This window comes from Thermogemmata fonticola (genome assembly GCF_013694095.1).
GTDB classification, from domain to species: Bacteria; Planctomycetota; Planctomycetia; order Gemmatales; family Gemmataceae; genus Thermogemmata; species Thermogemmata fonticola.
Window position 1 is genome coordinate 72,065 of record NZ_JACEFB010000002.1, and the last position, 17,426, is coordinate 89,490.

A 17,426-nucleotide genomic window follows, 5' to 3' on the forward strand; every position below is an offset into this window, starting at 1 on the left:
ATTATCCGGCGGTAAAATGTCTGTATGGATGCCCACACTCTGGAGTTGCTCGGATACGAAGCGATCCGGGAATTGTTAGCGTCTTATGCGACCACGTCATTGGGCCGGGAACTGGCCCGTCGTCTGGAGCCATCCACGGATCTTGCCCACATCCAGCGCCAGATCGCCTGGACCAGCGAGATGGTAGAAGCTCTGGCGGCCGGTGTGGCTCCCCCGTTGCAGGGGATTCATGATATCCGGCTGTGGGTCCGCCGAGCGGCGCTGGGTACGATGCTGGCGGCGGAACAACTCGTGCAGATCGCGGAGACGCTGCAAGCCACCGGCGCCCTGTACCGCTATCGCATGCGTTTGCCTCCTTCCTGCAAGGGTCTGATGGAGCTGCTGGCGGGAATCGAGGATTTTGGGCCTACGGCGCGGCTGATCACGGCCTGCATCGATGCGCGCGGCCATGTGCTGGATATGGCCAGTCCGGAACTGGCGGATATTCGCCGGCGGTTGCATGATCTGGATGAACGGATCAAAGGGGAAATCCGCCGCATGTTGCGGGACCCAGAGTTGCGCCGTCTGCTGAGTTATCCGAATGCCACGGTGCATGGGGATCATCATGTGTTACCGGTAGCGGTGAATTATCGCCACAAAGTCGCGGGGGTCGTCCATCGGATGAGTGCGACGGGGGAGACGGTCTTCATCGAGCCGGCCTCGGTCGCGGCCCTCCATGCCGAACGAGTGGCACTCCAAGCGGCGGAAGAGCGCGAGGTGCAGCGGGTGCTCCGCCGGCTCAGCGGCGAAGTGGGCCGGTTGGCCAAGCCGCTGGGGTACGCCCTCGACATCGCGGCTCGCCTCGATTTGATCACCGCCCAAGCCAGGTTCAGCCGGGATTATCGTATGTCCGCCCCTCAACTCAACACGGAAGGGCGGCTCTGGTTGCAACAAGCTCGGCATCCTTTGCTGGAACACCTCTTTCGGACCAGCACGGAGGAACAGGCGCCACGCCAGGTGGTTCCCATCGATGTCCGCCTGGGCTTTCACTTCAACATTCTGATCATCACCGGTCCGAACACAGGAGGCAAAACCGTCGCTCTCAAAACGACAGGATTGCTATGTCTCATGGCTCAATCCGGTTTGCACGTCCCGGCGGCTCCGGGAAGTTTACTGCCGGTTTTCCGCCATATCCTCGCCGATATCGGAGATGAACAGAGCCTGGAGCAATCCTTGAGTACTTTCAGTGCTCACATGTCACGGATTGCCACGATTTTGCGAACGGCAACGGCCGATAGCCTGGTGCTGCTCGATGAACTCGGAGCGGGAACCGACCCCACCGAAGGGGCTGCCTTGGGGCGGGCTATTCTGGACCAATTGGATCAAATCGGCTGCCGGGCTATGGTCACGACCCATTTGGGAGACCTCAAGACGTATGCCTTCAGCAATCCTCGCGCGGAAAACGGAGCGGTGGAGTTCGATGTCGAGACGTTGCGGCCGACCTATCGGTTGCACATTGGCCAATTCGGCATGAGCAATGCTTTGACCATTGCCCGACGATTGCAACTGCCTCCGGAATTGCTCCAACGTGCAGCGCGTTATCTGCATCAGGGGGGGAGTGTGGCCGCGGAGTTGGCTCGCTTGCAACGGGTCCGCCAAGAAGCGGAACAAGCCAAGGCCGAGGCCGTCGCAGCCCGACTGGCCGCGGAGCAGGAAAAACAGGCGTATGCCCAGCGACGGGCGCACCTGGAGCAGCAAGCCGCTGAACAAGCCCAGTTGCAAGAGTGGCGGAGCCGCCTACGCGAAGGAGAAACCGTGCGTGTGAGTCGATTCGATGCTGTCGGGCGTGTGGTGCGGGTGGACCTGCGCAAACGCCTGATCACCGTACACATCGGCCTAGGACAATGGGAAGTCCCGTTTGAAGAAATTTTGCCCGTCACTTCCTAAAAGGGTGAGGAAATCCCCCCTGTGTCCCTCCGTGTAGGCTCCAGCGATCAGACCTGTCGCGATGCCGTTCCTGGAGATGGGTGCAAATTGGTCCAAGATGATGTCGTTGCCGAGGAAGGCGGCGGGGGTGGCTGGAGCATCTCCGGTTTGACCCGTTCCAGGTAAGCTAGGATCACTCCTAACATCCCGGCCTCTAACACCAACACGGGCAGGTGGGCGAGCAGGACCAGCCGCGCGAGCACCCCCCACTCTTCTTTGCCTCCCAGCAGCAGAACCACAAAATTGAGTAGCACTGTGCCTGCTACGGCTCCTCCCCCCACAAGGACGCCGCGCCAGAACGGCGGCAGATAGGCCCGCAACCGCCGCTCCAGGAGCGCCATTCCCAGAGCCGGTATGGCGATGATGCAGGTGTTCAGCCCCAAGGTAGTTAGGCCGCCGTGAGCGAGCAGCAGATATTGCAGAAGCAAACCGACGGCTATGGCGATGGGAGCGCGCGGCCCCAATAGAACACCGACCAGACCGTTGAGGAGCAAATGAACGCTGGTTGGCAGAATGGCTAACTTGATGTGTATGCTGGAGCTGACGAAAAAGGCCGCGGTCAGCAATCCCAAGCGGGGAATATCTTCATCGTGCAACTGTCGGAGTGGTCGCAGCAGGAGGAGGGCGCAACCGAGCCAACCGGCGACAAGCCAGGCTTCCGCGATCGCTCCATCCGCTAGATGGACCGCCCACAGAGGCTTGCCTGTCACGACCGGTTGTCCTCCGACGAGGAGTCCAGAGAATCTTTCTGCGGCGAATGAGGTACGAGGATGGCTCGCAGACGGCGTAAGGCCCGCAGATACCGCATCGAAGCAGCGGCTTCGCTCAGTCCCAACACGAGGGCCGCCTCCTGGTTGCTCAATTGTTCCTGATGCCTCAGGAGCAGGATTTCCCGGTCCGCTTCCGGCAGTTGCCAAAGAGCGGCAGTGACGCGGCGGAACAGCTCTCGGCGGATCGCCTCGGAAGCCGGGGTTCTTTCTGTATCCACCAACTGGGCCGCCCAATCGGTAGCGGAGGGATCATCCGCCCAGGCAGCGGCCTGCAGGCTTTCCTCACGGTCCACGCTGCGGCGCTGGGCCAGACGATGGCGCCGGTGAACGTCGATGATCCGATCCTGGGCCAAATGCCGCAGCCATAGATGAAAGGGCATGTCCGGCTTTTGCAGATAGGCGATCAGACGCTGGTTGGCTTCCAGCAAAACGTCCTGGACGATGTCCGAGGCATCCAGGCGCCGGGCCAGAACCGGGTCCAGACGGGCCGCGATCAGCCGCCGGAGGGGTTCCCGGTGGGTTCCCAGCAGTTGCTCGGCCGCCTGGGTATTCCCCTGACGGGCTGCTTCCAGGAGGCGTTCTGTCTCTTCTCGTGAGGGCCACATCTGCGCTACCGTTTTTTCTCCCTGCGCTTTCTCTCGCGGCACTTCCACAACTTGATGAGGGTCCGTGGCGTTGAGGCCCGTGGGTATGCATTGCAAGCGTTCTGCTCAAATTGCGGTCATTGCTCAATATAGCGATTGAGAGCAAGGCGAGCGAGCCAGCCTCGCTTGTCCCGTTACCCCAAGCAGAACAACTCTGCTTGACAGCCACCCGCCGCTAGTTACACTAGCATACTAGATGAGTGATGTTTCCTCCTCTTCTTAGCGACTTAGCAACATTCATTCGTTTCACCTAAGCGAGGTTGGTAGCCATGGCCGCGCGTAACTCGCTCCGCTTTCATCCTCTCGTAACTGTGCTGGAAGACCGAACAGTCCCAGCAGTGGCCGCAGTCCAACTTTTCAACGGGGTTTTGAAGGTTGTTACGGATAATCAGGACAACAGCATACTTGTACATCAAAACACTCCAGGAAGGGTGGTGGTGAGGGATCTAATCGCCAACCGGACGTGGAGTTACGTGGCATCGGCGGTACAACGGATCGATGTTTATGGCGGACGAGGGGAGGATGCCATTACGGCTGTGGGACCGGCCGCAGCTCGACTTGTGCGGATGTATGGGAATGCTGGCCAAGATCTGCTTCAAGCCCGGGGTGCGGGACGAATCGTGGCTTATGGCGGTGCGGGCCATGATACCTTGCGGGGTGGTGAGAGTACGGATCGACTATCCGGCGAGGGGGGGAACGACTGGATCCACGGCAACGGCGGCAATGACGTCCTTACTGGTGGTGCGGGCAACGATTGGCTCAATGGCGGAGCAGGAGCCAATGCCGTCTTCGGTAGTTCCGGTGACGATACCATTATCACGCTCAACGATTTGGTGGGTGATGTGGTTGATCCTGGCCTCGGCTTTGACGTGATTTGGGTGGATAAAAACGGTTCCCTGACGGACAACGTATCGACAGCCACGGCAGCCGATACGGTCAATGCTGTGGAAGCCTTTGGGAATCCTGGAGCGGATCGAACACTGGATGGGGATCGTTTGGTCGATCCCGCTCTGTTACCGCAGACCGCCAGCGGCCAGAATTTCTACTACGAGCGGTTCGATGGCCGACCGCTTTTCGGTCCCTCCGGTCCGCACATCAACGATATCCAGCAGGGAGCCTTGGGGGATTGCTGGTTCCTGGCCAGCTTGGCATCGATGGCTTACGCCAATCCGGATTCCATCAAATCGATGGTGGTGGACTTCGGGGACGGCACTTATGGAGTCCGCTTTGGCAGCGCCTTCTACCGAGTCGATAATGATCTGCCTGTCAGCCGCTATGGGGATCAATTCCTGTCCTACACGGCCTTCGGATTGGGAGGAAGCATGTGGGCGCCGATAATCGAGAAGGCGTTTACTTTCCACCGCCAGCCGGGAGCCAATAGTTACAGTTCCATTGAGGGTGGTTTCACCATCGATGCCTACAACGCCTACCAATTACCCGACACGGGAGCTATCGCCTTCCACAGTTCATTCTCCTTTGGATTGCCAGCCTTCGCGAATGCTGCCTCCTTGGGAGCAGGCATTAAAAGCCTTCTCTATCCTTCCAATCCCAACACCCGCTATGCTGTAACCATCGGTATCCACATCTCGACCAGCAACTATCTGATCAGCAATCACCAGTACGTCGTCACCGGTGTCGACCTGGACGGCCTGACGGGTGAAGTGCTCAACGTCCACCTGCGCAATCCCTGGCGGATTGATGGCGGCACGACCGCTTACGGCAATCCCAACGACGGCGATATTGTAATTTCGATTGATGAGTTGTACAACTGCCAAGGCTTCTGCACCCTGGAGTTTGCTCGCGTTTCCTGACGATCTCGCTTCTGAGTAACTCAGCTCATTGGAGGCCAGATTCAACCGCGGTATGAGAAGCAGCCGCGGTCGAAGCTGTGTATAAAGTGGCCCACTTTTTGATTTTGAAATTGGTTCGCCTGACACGCGCTCCGCTTTGGAAAACATTGTTTCTGGGACATGTGTGCCGCTGCTCAAACTCCGTGAATCGATGGTCGATGGCAAGGTGGCCTTAGCGCTGGGAACCAATCACCTGCTGCAAGGTGGCAGCGCGACGGGCGGCGGCAGCACGGCGGGCATAGGGGCCGTGATCAGGATAATGCTCCGCTAACCATTCCCAATGAATCCGTGCCTCAGCAAAACGATCCTCCAGTTCGAGTTGAATCGCGAACATCTCTCTCAGAAGCCGGTCGTGAGGAAATTGCTGCACGCCGTGTTGCAACACTTCAAGGGATTGCAGGTAGCGGCTGCATTGGATGAGGGCATCGGCCCAGGCTCGGAATGCCAGCGGCTCGGTAGTCGAAGGGTTCTGGGCGAAACGCTCAGCGACGAGACTATACCACTGCTGTCGTTGAGGGGAATCGGTCCGGAGAAAGAGGTATTTTGCAGCTTGGTACCAGAGCAGGGGATCATCGGGCAGGGCATGCTGCCGGAAGTGATCCAATGGGACTGGACTCATAGCGATCCATCGGCATATGGATGGCAAGTGTCTAGGAGAACGCACGAGTGATTCTTTCCAGCAGTGCAAAGCGGCAGTCCAATTTGCGGAGGCCGCCCAGACCTGGCCGCAAGCAAACCAGACGTCGGGATCGGCGTGCCCCACCGTTTGGGCACGGGTCAGATAGACTGTGATGTTCTCGGCTTGCTGGGCATGGCGCAGGAGAGCGGCGATACGCAGATGGGGGCCGGGCCAAAGGGGCTGAGCATCGCACGCAGCACGACTAGCCCGCAAAGCCGCCTGGAAGTGTCCTGCACTGTCACTGAGTGTCATCAGATCGGCAGGGAGCAAGGCAGCCGCAGGTCCCGCCACAACCCAATGCCCTATACGGCTAATGTCGATGCCACGTTGAAGGTGTAAAGCTGCCAATTGTTCCCAGCTCTCGAAGTCACGAGGCCGCCATCTCAAAGCTTGTTCCAAGCAATGGGTCGCTTCATCGAAAGAAAGGGTGGCGGCGGCGCGCTGCTGCCACTTGTCCGCTCGATAATCCCAATGGAGGGGCAACCCGACGGCTAGGGCTAGTATGCCCATGAGGACGAGGAAGCAGCACGGGGACCACCGCTTGATCGGCGGCTGCGCAGGTTGAGCGTTGGAGGCACGAGAAGCCGCGAAAGTGGCTAGAATCGTGGCACCGAGAGCAACACTGGGGACGTGAATGCCTGCATCGACGATGCTGTGGAGGGCCACCGCAGTCAACGAAACAAAGCAGCCGAGGCTCAGAGCCTCTCCCTCACTGCGATAAGCGCGCAGGGCATGCCGCAGGGTGAAAAACACAAGCAGCAACGTAGCGACCCCGCGGAGGATGCCGCCTTCGATCCAGGCTTCCAGATACTCGTTGTGCGCGGTGGTTGAGAGGATGGGGCCGAGATGACGCGGTCGTGTCACCAGTTCGGCGATGGTGTAACCTCCCCCGCCCGTACCGCTCAGAGGGAACAAGGCTACGAGGCGCCACGCGTTCTGCCATAGGGACGTGCGATTGTCCGCTTCCCCCCGCCATAGAGTCGCCAGGCGGGTCAGGACAGCTTCATTCCCCAGCCAGAGCAACCAGGCTGCGCTCGCGATCATGAGCAGGATCACGCCACCCCAGAGTGTGCGGTGATGAGGCAAACGGGAAGCACCCAGGAGGGCAGACAAAAGCAGACTGGCGCTCAATGCTAGCACCCCGCCTCGGGACTGACTAAGCACCACAGCACTGAGCATCAATCCCAGGAAAAAGAAGACTCCGACAGCCACTGGTGAGCGCCAACCGTGGCGCCGCCATTCCGCGAGCCAGAGACCGAACGATAACCCAAACATGAGTTCGATCTGGAACGCGAAATGGTTTTTGTTGACGAAGGGGCCAAAGGAGGGGCCATCAGTGGCAAAGTGGCCGTAAATGCGCTCTTGCTCCCCGCTCAGATACTGGATGATCCCTGTGAGGGACAGTAAAAGACCGGTTCCGCACGCCGCCCACGTGAGATGGCGAAGATGGCAGCCGCGGCCCACGAGCAGTCGCCCACCGAGATAGAGCAGGGTGATTCCGGCCAATTGTGCGCCGAGGCGCTGGGTCTCCAGAGGAGCGATGCTCAAAGGCAACCACGCGGAGCGGCGGGGTACGTGCTCCGGTATTTCGCCGACTGTCAATTCCGGTTGCGCTGGCCGTAGGGTCGCATGCCACTCCGCTGCCTGGGGATTGAGCACAGCGACCCAACTCGCTGGCAAAGGCACCGTTTGGCACCAGGTCCAAGCGGTGAGTCCCAGCAAGCACCAGGCAAGCGGGTCCCGATATAAGCCGAACTCTTGCCGGGTTGTCCAGAAAACGTAAGCTCCCCACCCCGCTAGAGCCAGGATGGCCAGCATCACCACGAATTGACTAGCAGGACTAGCACTTCCGAATGGCCAAGGAGTGAGGACGAAAAGACCAATCAGCAAGATGATTCCTGCGCGCCGAACGACAGGAATGTCGGGGAAACCCTGAAGATGGGAACTTCCGGGAAACGGCATGGAAAAGGTGGCATTGGGTGCTAGCCAGTCCGTAGGTCAACGGCGAGTGGGAGCTTTCGGTTGAGGCAAGCGTGCTTTGCGCGTGTCCTGGAGTCGGCGTCCGGTCTCTACCCACAATGCTGCCGAGGCTTCATCCCCTTCCACGAGTGTTAGAGGTGACTCCTCCGACTGCAAGGCGGTTGCCACTGGATTACCCGCTCCTTGCAAGCTCTCGCAGACTTCCGCCGTGGCCACCACGGCTGCCAATAGAACCAAGAACCCTGGCAGCACTAGCACGAGTTTGCGCATGATGATGTTCCGCTGGTGTGACTATTGCCTCGGGCAAACTCTTCACCCATAGCATAATCTGTCCGGTTGGGATATGCCAACGTTTTTCCGGTAACTTTCCGGCAAGGGCAGTCCTTGTCTGTTCCTGATGGACCCTGTTCCCGATGGACTGAGCGGGAGGGAGGGAGGGCTCATACCGGTTCACGTCAATCTCAGGAAAAATCAGGGAAGATGACTGCTTATCGAAGCGGTCCTAACGAAAGGGGAGCAGATGCTTGTAGTGGCTCGACAGGAGGGCGGCGAGAATTTCATCATGGTGGAGATAATAACCGCGGGAGGCGCGGGCAGCTACGGCAATTCCGATGACGCGCCGCTGAGCATCCAGCAAAGGCCCGCCGGAACGACCCGCTAGCGGAGCTTGGGCCGTCCGCCAAAAGAAAACACCCTCTTTTCCGGCATCGTCCACATATTCACGAGCTTCCAGCCGTTCTGCTCGGAGGGTAGCGCCACCCTCGGAGTTGATGCCGATGCTCCAAGCAGCCGCTGGGAAACGTTTCGGGCGTGCCCAAGGTGGTGCCAAGGGAAGCACAGGTATCTTCCGCCCTCCGGTCTCGAAGCGGACCAGGGCCAAGTCTTGCTGGGGCCAGCGGGCCACGACACGCGCCTGGCGGGCGTACCAAGCCACATCGGGATAGCTCTGCCAGGAAGTGAAAGCGACTTCCACCCGTTCGTCGATAGCCACGTGTGCCGCTGTCAGTAGCCAGCCGATTTCATTCTGGACGGCGATGACTACGCCGGTCCCAGTCGGTCCTCGTGCCACACTCACGCGCGGGCAGGCGAGGAGTGCTTCAGTCCACAAGATGGAGGTCATCACACCAGGCATTATCAAAGTCCATGCAGATACCATGTTGCTCCCTCATGCGCCGATGACCCATGTGGTGTTGGGCCAGAACTCGAAGAGGGGTGAGGAATGTCTCAATCTTGGGCTTGCACGGTACGCAGCGGAGGTTGGCTTGGGACGCTCCGGTCTTGTTCCGAGAGGGGGGGAAGCCATTCGAGCAGCTCGTCAAACTGGTTCAAGAGCCGTTGCGGTTGAGATTGACGGATGGCCTCCTCGCTTTCGGGACCTCCGCGGACAATCCACACAGGCACCCCCGCCGCCCGTCCCGTTTCCACGTCAATGCTCATGTCCCCTACGTAGAGGGCCTCCTGGGGCGAAACTCCGAGCCGCCGCATTCCCTCTAAAAGCATAGCAGGGTCTGGCTTGGTTCGACCCGCGACATCCTCCGGTCCGAGAATGCAACCGATAGCAGGACCGAGGGCCAGAGATTGGACCAGACGGCGAGTGAATTCGACACGTTTGTTACTGCAAACGCCTAAGCGATAGCCTCGTCGTGCTAGCTCCGCCAGGGTGGTGGTGACACCGGGAAGCCAGCGTGTCTGTTCTAGCAGGATGCGGTCATGATGCTCGCGGTAGCGAGCTATGGCTTCGGGAAGGGGCGCATTGGGAACGAGCTGTTGCAATAGACGTTGCAAGCCCCAGCCCACATGCCGCCGGACTTCCGCCTCGCTCAACGGTGGCAGCCCGTAAGCGGCACGGACATGATTGGTGCTAGCAGTAATGGCCGCGAAACTGTCGGCCAGTGTCCCATCAAAATCGAGGAGGACGGCTCGTATGCCGGATGGTGCTGTTGCCACGGTAACCCTTTCGCCTTGCAATCGCCGTTGGCGTCGCCGGCAGTGCCTTGTCCGCCGCTTTGATTCAGACCGCGGTATTTCCTCTGTGCGATCCCTTTGCTATGGTAGGAATGAACCTCCTTTTCCGCATCTGGTACTTTCCACTATGCCTGGGGCACCGCGGCCATCCCGATCTGACACTGGCCCGTCTCCGCGAGTGGTTCCCTCCGGAATCACGCCCGACGCTGCGGAGTCCCAGGTTCTTCCTCCAGCATCCTCTGGAGAATCTGGACGGCATTCTCAAGCTCTGCCGGCCGCCAACCTAAGCAGAAAGGAAGCAGCTTGTGATCCCTCGAAACCGGATTCTCCGCAGGCGGCGCTCGATGAATCGAAACTGCTCAAATCCAGGATCGGTGCGATGCCTGCGGACACAGAGAAGGGTCAGGGTGAGAAGACTGCTTCCCGGGAATCCGCAACAAGAAGCGGTGCGCTGGTACATCTGCGGTCCCGACCGGGGACGGCATTAGCGCCGTTGGCTCCGCCGGCGACGACCGCGTTGGCACCGTTGGCGGAACGGCCCTTAACCCCGGAATTGGTCTTCCGGGAATACGCACCGCGCATCTACGCCTTGGCTCGCCGCATGCTTGGAAACGATGCCGATGCCGAAGACGTAACTCAGGATGTCCTCCTGCAAGTGGTGCGCAAGCTGAACACCTTTCGGGGCGAAAGCCAATTGGGTACCTGGTTGCACCGCGTGACCGTCAATGCCGCCTTGGCTCATCGTGCCAAACGGGCCAGCCGGCAAAAACACGAGACCAGCGAGGTGGAGGATGCCACCTTTGATGCCGCTGTCCTAACTTCCCCCGTCAAGCGCTGGCATGCTTCGCCGGAAGAACCGATCTTGACCGCCGAACAGGCCGAAATCATCGAAAAAGCCATTCGCCAGTTGCCTGAACCCTACCGGGATGTTTATGTGCTCGCCGATGTCGAGCATTTATCCAATGCGGAAATTGCTGAGCGATTGGGTTTGTCCGTAGCCGCAGTCAAAAGCCGACTCCATCGTGCCCGACTTCGCATGCGTGCTGCCTTGGCTCGATACTTTGAACAGGAAGCCGGTACAGATTCCCAACCCCTCCTTCCGGACGACCCGCCTGACGGAGGATCCATCTCATGACTTGTACTGAATTGTTGCAACTGCTGGATGATTATCTCACCGGGCAGTTGTTCTACGAACAGCAGCAATTGGTCGAGTGGCATATTTCCTCCTGCGAGCACTGCCGGACTCAGGTGGTGAGCTATCGCTTCACGATTCAGGCCGTGCGGCATCTGCCCCGCGAGGTGCCCTTGCCCCCACACTTTGCCCATCGGCTCTGGCAGATCATGCAAGAGGAATTGGCCCGCCCCCAGGAGGAAACGAAGGATCGCTATGGCTAACTTTCAGACTGCGGCGGCCACAAACGGCTCGTAAGGCGGCAAGCCCTGCTCCCGCCGCATCTCATCCATCGGACCCCACAACACATCCACATCATCCTTGAACACGTCCCCAATCAGGACATCCGTGACGGCGCCCTTCAGGTGGGGATATTTGCGGACAAACCGCCCGAAACTCAGTCCGTCGTAGTACTCGCATACCAATCGGCGTACACGGTCCATTCCTTGGACATAGGTCTTTTCCCACTTCCGCAGTTGAGCTTCGGAAAAGTCCTGCCGGGCAAACGCCTCCAGGATCGTGTCGGCTGCCATGCTGGCCGAGGTCATCGCCATCAACAGACCCGAAGAGTAAAGAGGATCGAGAAAGCCGAAGGCATCGCCGATCAAGCACCAACCGTTACCGGCTGCCTTCTTGGCGCGATAGGAATACTCTTTTTGAATGCGGAAGATGTCGCATCGTGTCGCGCCGCGAATGCGGGGTTGCAGGCCGGGAGCCTTGGCCACTTCCTCGAAGTAAATAGTCTCCGGGTCCTTGTTGCCCCGCTTGAGCAAATACTCGCCATCGGCCACCACACCCACGGAGACGATGTCGTCATGGAGGGGAATATACCAGAACCAGCCTTTTTTGCCCTGGGTCTGGATGACGATGGTTGCCCCTTCATCTTTGCCAGTGTCCCGGTAGGCTCCTTTCCAGTAAGTCCATAGGGCCGCTTTCTTCAGGAGCGGGTCCCACTGGCGCAAGCCGAAGCGATCGATGATCAAAGTGCTTTGACCGCTAGCATCAATGACCACCTTGCTGCGGACTTCATAGGGGGAGGAACCTTCGGGTTGCACCCGGACGCCGACCGCCTGCTCACCCTCGAAGAGCACCTCCAGAACCCGCGTTCCTTCCTGAACCGCTACGCCGTTTTCCCGGGCGTGATTGAGGGCCAGGTGGTCGAATTCGCTCCGCCTCACCTGCCAGGTTTGGGAGGATTCGTGCGGTTTGTGTTCCCAGAAGTAAAACGGTTCCGAAAGCCGGCCATATTGATCGATGAATTGCACGCTGTATTTTTTCACGAAATGGCTATTCTTCATTTTTTGTAACAGACCTGTGCGCTGCATCGGATAGAAAGTATTGGGGATCATGGATTCCCCAATATGAAAGCGGGGGAAGTGGTCCCGTTCAAACAAGGCGACTTTCAGGCCGTTTTGCGCGAGTATGGTCGCCGCGGTGGAACCGGAAGGCCCCCCACCTACGACAACCACATCCACCTGTTGCGTGATTGGATTCATGGTCTTCTTCTCCTAACGGGGGGTTATGGTATTTATAGCCTGGAATCTCACACACGGACGTCGTTGATACATCCAGTGGACGAACTTATACCGGCGTTATTTCCAGTGGCTGCCGTCTGGCTCATGGGGAGATCGTACCAATCGCAGCAAATCGATCAGTTGGCGTAGCTGTTCGGGACGGAGATGCCCCAGTTGCCGCCGATGGCATTGACGCAGCGGTTCCGCCAGTTGATCCAGCAACCAGCGTCCTGCCGCGGTGATGCTGACCAATACTGCGCGCCGATCTGCCGGGGAGCGAGTTCGCATGATCAGACCGCGCTGCTCGAGTTTGTCCAACATCCGGGTAATGTCCGGAGCACGGGAAATGAGGCGGTCCGCCAATGCTAGTGTTGGCAAGGGTTCCCGTGCTGCTCGGAGGAGGCGCAGGACGTTATACTGCTGGGCGGTCAATCCATACTCGGCAAACAGTTCCTCTTCCAGGATTTTCAGCCGATCGTAGGTTCTCCAGAGCGACAGGTATGCTTCCTGTTCCAGGGAGTCAAAGCGCCGCCGGCTCGGAGAACGCCGTTCTGTTATGCTGTGACCACTCATACTAGCACTATAGTCGTCGGGACATTGATTGTCCAGACAACTATTGTTCCGACATCTTCTGTTTCCTCTCGCTTGCCGGTCGGTGATGCCTTTTCGGTCGCTCAAGGGACGGCAGGAAGCAGGATAAGCGCGGCATACCTTGGATGGATTGATGGGAGCTGAGATGGAGGGTGGGAGAAGGTGCCGCAAGGAAAAGGATCACGGGGTTACGACCCGGCAATCTCAGGCTATATCTTTGCCGCGGATTTTGGCGCCGAGTACGTGTCGGAGGCGCCCTTCGATCTTTTCGTGAGCCTTGGCGATTTCCTTGTCGGAAAGCGTGTGGTCTGGAGCCTGATAGGTCAGGGCGAACGCCAGGCTCTTGGTACCCGGAGGAAGGCCGGGGCCGGTGTAAAGATCGAACAATTCCGCTCGGACCAGCAAAGATCCGCCGGCAGTTCGAATTTCCCGCAGAACATGCTCCGCGGGGAGTTCGGCCGGCACAACCACGGCAATATCTCGCTTGGCAGCCGGGAAAGGCGGGATGGGGCGATAGGCGAACCGTTCCGGTATGCCCGCCAGAATGGCTTCTAAGTCAAGTTCTGCCAAGAGCAGAGTGCGGGGGAGTTGCCACTGATCCGCCACGCGCGGATGAATCTGACCCGCTGCGCCGAGACTGGAGTTCCTCAGGACCAATCGGGCACACCGCTTGGGGTGCAACCAGGGCACGGAGTCAGTCGGCTGGTATTGCACGTCGGGCAGATGCAGATCTGCTGCCAAGGCTTCCAGGATCCCCTTCAGATCAAAGAAGTCGTATTGCGGAGCGGGGGAATGAGGCGGATCATCCCAGGCGGGAGAATAACGGCGGCCCCACAAGGCTAGAGCGACACGGCGTTGCTCCTGGGGCAAGTCCGAATCAGGCTGAGGGATGTACACCAGGCCGATCTCGAAAAGGGCCAAGCTGTCATTGTGCTCAAGATTGTGGCGGACGACGGCGAGCAGGCCGGGCAGAAGTGAGCGGCGAAGGACAGAACGTTCCGGCGAGATGGGGTTGAGCAGGCGGACGTAGTCCGTGGCAGGGGCATGATTCGGCTTGGGATGGAGTCGAGCTTCGGCTTCTGGACTGCTGAGGGAGTAGGTGATGACCTCCTGGAGGCCGTGGAGGACCAGTAGGTCCCGGACCTTCTCCTCTCCGTCTTCATCCTGTTGCACTTGGGGCGGGGGAAGTTCCAGGGGCAGGAGCCGTTCCGGCAGGCGGTCGTAGCCGTAGATGCGTGCCAGTTCTTCGACCAGGTCCGCGGCCCCATTCTGAATGTCTAAGCGGGTGAGAGGAACCTCGACCCGCCAGCCATCCGGCAGGGGCTGGAGGGAAAAGTCCAGAGCTGTCAGGATGCGTTCCACCTCACCCTCCGGCAAGGAGCATCCGAGCAGGCGGCAGATGTCGCGCTGCGTGAAATGGACCACTTGCACTTGCGGCGGTTGGGGAAAGACATCGACCAGTCCCGCGAGGACTTGACCCTGGGCCAGACGATGGAACAGTTCCAGCGCCCTTTGAGTGGCAGGAAGGACCTGAGCGGGTGACACGCCTCGGCTGAAACGTGTGCTCGCTTCACTGAAAAGGTTGAACTGGCGGGCCGTTTTGCGAATGCTCACCAGGTCAAAGGTGGCGGCTTCCAGAAGAATGTGGCGCGTTTGGGCGGTGACTTCCGTCTCTTGTCCGCCCATGACTCCGGCCAGAGCGATGGGGCCAGCGCTGTCGGCGATGACCAGATTGTCCGCAGTCAATTCCCGCTTCTGGCCATCGAGCGTGAGGAGTGTTTCGCCGGGTCGGGCAGGGCGTATGGTGATGTGAGGGGTTTCCCCACCGGCGCGCCGTAGGAGAACATCGTAATCAAAGGCATGGAGCGGTTGTCCCTGTTCCAGCATGACGTAGTTGGTGACATCGACGATGTTATTAATCGGCCGCATGCCGGCGAGGCGGAGGCGGTGCTGCAACCAGTAGGGGGACGGGCCAACGCGGACATTGCGAATGACAGCCGCGATGTAGCGGGGGCAGAGCTGGACATCGGCAATGGAGACGCGGACGTGGCGCTCGACGGATTCGCTCGTGGTGGGATAATTCGCCACAGGCAGGCGCAGAGGCAATCCCGTCAGAGCGGCCACTTCGCGGGCTAGGCCGACTAGACCCAGGCAGCGTGCCATGCTTGGGAGTACATCGATCTCCAACACGACATCTCCCAGCAGATCGGCGGCAGGAGTGCCGGGAGGGGGAGCTTCTGCGGGGTCCAGCAGAATAATCCCTTCGTGATCCTCGGAGAGTCCCAGTTCAAACTCCGACATGCACATGGCATCGTTGAGGATGCCGCGGAGGGTCCGCGGTTCCAAGGTGGCGATGGTTTTGCGTCCTTCCTTGTCCATGCTGAAATAGCGGCAGCCACGCAAGCCCAGGATGACCACCTGCCCCGATTCGCCGACCGCGATATTGGGAGCACCGGTCACTACTGTCTTGGGTTGGTCCGCGCCATATTCGACGGTCACCAGTTTGAGCTTATCGGCGTCGGGATGCTTGGCGATGTTGAGGATGCGGGCGACGAGGACTTTATCTCGTTCCCAGACCAGAGGCGCCTGAGGTGCCGGTAAACCGGGCGGCAGAGGCACGCCATAGGCGTGAACAGCGGTAACTTCCAGCCCGGCTCGGCTCAGGCGTTCCACCAAGGCGGGCAAGTCTGCGGGGAGCTGAACGTATTCGCGCAGCCATGACAGCGGGACACGCATGGAAGGCTTCCGTCCTGATCCGAGTGCAAATGTCTGAGTTCAGGCTCAGTTCACCTCTGGCGCCGGGAAGGATCGTCCACCGGCGGGATGGGGAAATGCTAGCGAAAGACCACAGCCCTGGCAGCCGGGAGTTCGCCGCGGAGACCACCCGTAACGGAGTCAAATCCGACCATCGCCGAGGATCAGTTGTCGGGCGCAACCCGCGGCTCCAATGACACCGGCATCTGCTCCCAGTTCTGCTAAAGCAATGCGGACCTGGCGGCTCGGATAGGGTAAGCCGAAACGACGAACGTAGGCATCGATCCTGGCTCGGAAGCCCTCCCCCGCTTCCGCCATGCCGCCGCCGAAGACGATCATTTCCGGGTCCACGACGGCAATAACCGCGGTGGCTCCCAAGGCGAGATAATAGGCGGTTTCATCGACGATCTGGAGTGCGAGGGCATCGCCACTTTCGGCCAGGTCAAAGATGACGCGAGTGGTGAGTTCGGCATCTGTGGCGGTGTAGTAATCGCGCAGGCGCGTGGGGCCGCGCCAGGCCGCCAGGGCTTCACGGGTCCGCCGGACGACTGCTGTGGCACTGGCATGAGCCTCCAAGCACCCCCGCGCTCCACAACCGCAGAGTCGGCCCTGTTCCGGCAAGGCAATGCGTAAATGTCCCAGTTCGCCGCCGTGGCTGTGTTCCCCCTCGATGATCCGATTATCGATAATGATTCCTCCCCCCACGCCGGTACCCAGGGTGAACAAGACCATGCTGCGGCAGCCGCGAGCCGCGCCGACCCAGAACTCGCCATAGGCCGCGGCATTCGCATCATTTTGATAGGCCGTTGGCTTGCCGAATACCTTGCGGATGTGTTCCCGGACGGGCACATTCTTCCACGGCTTGAGGTTGGGCGGATCGAGAATCACTCCCGCACGGATGTCCATCAAACCGGGGGTCGCCACCCCGATGGCCGTGATGGCTTCCAGGGATAAACGGGCGGCAGCGATCGCCTGTCGGATCGTCTCGCACATGGTTTCCAGTCCCGCTTCCTGGCCCCGCTCAGGACGTGTGGGTAATGCCACGGGTTCCGTGAGAGGCCGGCCATTATCATCCACCACTGCCGCCTTCATCGTGGTACCGCCCACATCTAATCCCACGTAATACCTTCCGGCTGCACCGTTGCTCATGAACGACTCCTTGGTATCCCATTCCCCTTTGCCAATGGCTTATATCTGCGGGTGGGATCTGTCCGCGGGAGCTGGCTAGGGTGACCTGATTTCCCAGTCCTGGGGATGCCATCGAATTTTCTAATCCCTCGGATTCTACCGAGATGCCTCAGCAAAGCCGGAGGACAGGAACCGGTTGGGACAATACCCCATCCCGCCTTCGCTGGGAAATCACTTGACGGAGTCAGGTTTTGATGGGTGTGAAAAACTGTGTTATCAGTGGCAGAGGGTGGGTTGGGCTGATCCCAAGGAGAGAAACTCCCGTCGGCGCAGGGGGAAAATGTGATCTAGACTTGGTGATGATCCGAGGCACGACATGCCGTGCCCAGAAGTAAAAAACGTCCCACGATCCCTG

The 17,426-nt window shown here is 59.5% G+C and carries 14 protein-coding genes; 4 read left to right on the forward strand and 10 right to left on the reverse strand.

Annotated features, from left to right (window positions below):
- Window positions 1-24: 24 nt before the first annotated feature.
- Entirely contained in the window at window positions 25-1,926 is a 1,902-nt protein-coding gene (locus H0921_RS03900) for an endonuclease MutS2 (protein WP_194536736.1), read from the forward strand.
- Window positions 1,927-1,973: 47 nt separating this feature from the next.
- Here the strand turns inward: H0921_RS03900 and H0921_RS03905 are convergent, their stop codons facing one another.
- Both H0921_RS03905 and H0921_RS03910 read right to left on the reverse strand, forming a co-directional pair.
- Window positions 1,974-2,675, reverse strand: coding sequence for an energy-coupling factor ABC transporter permease (locus H0921_RS03905; RefSeq protein ID WP_194536737.1), 702 nt, complete (start codon window positions 2,673-2,675; stop codon window positions 1,974-1,976).
- A complete protein-coding gene (locus tag H0921_RS03910) occupies window positions 2,672-3,340 on the reverse strand; it encodes a sigma-70 family RNA polymerase sigma factor (protein ID WP_194537138.1) in 669 nt (222 codons plus the stop codon). The genes H0921_RS03905 and H0921_RS03910 overlap by 4 nt, the downstream gene beginning before the upstream one ends.
- 476 nt (window positions 3,341-3,816) lie before the next feature.
- Between H0921_RS03910 and H0921_RS03915 the strand changes: the two genes are divergently transcribed.
- Window positions 3,817-5,190: a C2 family cysteine protease gene (locus tag H0921_RS03915; RefSeq protein ID WP_194536738.1), complete on the forward strand. Its 1,374-nt coding sequence runs from the start codon at window positions 3,817-3,819 to the stop codon at window positions 5,188-5,190.
- A gap of 211 nt (window positions 5,191-5,401) precedes the next feature.
- On the opposite strand, the gene H0921_RS03920 is transcribed toward H0921_RS03915, so the two are convergent.
- The 4 genes from H0921_RS03920 to H0921_RS03935 all read right to left on the reverse strand — a co-directional run bounded on the left by H0921_RS03920 (window position 5,402) and on the right by H0921_RS03935 (window position 9,835).
- Entirely contained in the window at window positions 5,402-7,798 is a 2,397-nt protein-coding gene (locus H0921_RS03920) for an O-antigen ligase family protein (protein WP_194536739.1), read from the reverse strand.
- 108 nt (window positions 7,799-7,906) lie between these two features.
- Window positions 7,907-8,158: a hypothetical protein gene (locus H0921_RS03925; RefSeq protein WP_194536740.1), complete on the reverse strand. Its 252-nt coding sequence runs from the start codon at window positions 8,156-8,158 to the stop codon at window positions 7,907-7,909.
- 232 nt (window positions 8,159-8,390) lie between these two features.
- Window positions 8,391-9,044, reverse strand: coding sequence for a S1 family peptidase (locus H0921_RS03930; RefSeq protein WP_194536741.1), 654 nt, complete (start codon window positions 9,042-9,044; stop codon window positions 8,391-8,393).
- A 68-nt stretch (window positions 9,045-9,112) separates the two neighbouring features.
- Complete coding sequence (locus H0921_RS03935) at window positions 9,113-9,835, reverse strand: HAD family hydrolase (RefSeq protein WP_194536742.1); 723 nt, start codon at window positions 9,833-9,835, stop codon at window positions 9,113-9,115.
- A gap of 397 nt (window positions 9,836-10,232) precedes the next feature.
- Between H0921_RS03935 and H0921_RS03940 the strand changes: the two genes are divergently transcribed.
- Together H0921_RS03940 and H0921_RS03945 are read left to right on the forward strand one after the other, a co-directional pair.
- Window positions 10,233-10,988, forward strand: a complete 756-nt coding sequence (locus H0921_RS03940) for an RNA polymerase sigma factor (RefSeq protein WP_194536743.1) — start codon at window positions 10,233-10,235, stop codon at window positions 10,986-10,988.
- Window positions 10,985-11,248, forward strand: a complete 264-nt coding sequence (locus tag H0921_RS03945; RefSeq protein WP_194536744.1) for an anti-sigma factor family protein — start codon at window positions 10,985-10,987, stop codon at window positions 11,246-11,248. The genes H0921_RS03940 and H0921_RS03945 overlap by 4 nt, the downstream gene beginning before the upstream one ends.
- Before the next feature lie 3 nt (window positions 11,249-11,251).
- Here the strand turns inward: H0921_RS03945 and H0921_RS03950 are convergent, their stop codons facing one another.
- From H0921_RS03950 to H0921_RS03965, 4 genes are all read right to left on the reverse strand, one after another.
- Complete coding sequence (locus tag H0921_RS03950) at window positions 11,252-12,520, reverse strand: NAD(P)/FAD-dependent oxidoreductase (RefSeq protein WP_194536745.1); 1,269 nt, start codon at window positions 12,518-12,520, stop codon at window positions 11,252-11,254.
- Window positions 12,521-12,616: 96 nt separating this feature from the next.
- Window positions 12,617-13,111, reverse strand: coding sequence for a MarR family winged helix-turn-helix transcriptional regulator (locus H0921_RS03955; protein ID WP_194536746.1), 495 nt, complete (start codon window positions 13,109-13,111; stop codon window positions 12,617-12,619).
- A 222-nt stretch (window positions 13,112-13,333) separates the two neighbouring features.
- Window positions 13,334-15,865, reverse strand: a complete 2,532-nt coding sequence (gene pheT / locus H0921_RS03960) for a phenylalanine--tRNA ligase subunit beta (RefSeq protein ID WP_194536747.1) — start codon at window positions 15,863-15,865, stop codon at window positions 13,334-13,336.
- 159 nt (window positions 15,866-16,024) lie between these two features.
- Window positions 16,025-17,032, reverse strand: a complete 1,008-nt coding sequence (locus H0921_RS03965) for an ROK family protein (protein WP_194536748.1) — start codon at window positions 17,030-17,032, stop codon at window positions 16,025-16,027.
- Between the last annotated feature and the right edge of the window lie 394 nt (window positions 17,033-17,426).

Bases quoted from the DNA above. Each gene is read 5' to 3' on its own strand.
- H0921_RS03900 (WP_194536736.1), top strand. From the start codon at position 25: ATGGATGCCCACACTCTGGAGTTGCTCGGATACGAAGCGATCCGGGAA.
- H0921_RS03910 (WP_194537138.1), bottom strand. From the start codon at position 3,340: ATGTGGCCCTCACGAGAAGAGACAGAACGCCTCCTGGAAGCAGCCCGT.
- H0921_RS03925 (WP_194536740.1), bottom strand. From the start codon at position 8,158: ATGCGCAAACTCGTGCTAGTGCTGCCAGGGTTCTTGGTTCTATTGGCA.
- H0921_RS03930 (WP_194536741.1), bottom strand. From the start codon at position 9,044: ATGGTATCTGCATGGACTTTGATAATGCCTGGTGTGATGACCTCCATC.
- H0921_RS03940 (WP_194536743.1), top strand. From the start codon at position 10,233: ATGCCTGCGGACACAGAGAAGGGTCAGGGTGAGAAGACTGCTTCCCGG.
- H0921_RS03945 (WP_194536744.1), top strand. From the start codon at position 10,985: ATGACTTGTACTGAATTGTTGCAACTGCTGGATGATTATCTCACCGGG.
- H0921_RS03950 (WP_194536745.1), bottom strand. From the start codon at position 12,520: ATGAATCCAATCACGCAACAGGTGGATGTGGTTGTCGTAGGTGGGGGG.
- H0921_RS03955 (WP_194536746.1), bottom strand. From the start codon at position 13,111: ATGAGTGGTCACAGCATAACAGAACGGCGTTCTCCGAGCCGGCGGCGC.
- pheT (WP_194536747.1), bottom strand. From the start codon at position 15,865: ATGCGTGTCCCGCTGTCATGGCTGCGCGAATACGTTCAGCTCCCCGCA.
- H0921_RS03965 (WP_194536748.1), bottom strand. From the start codon at position 17,032: ATGAGCAACGGTGCAGCCGGAAGGTATTACGTGGGATTAGATGTGGGC.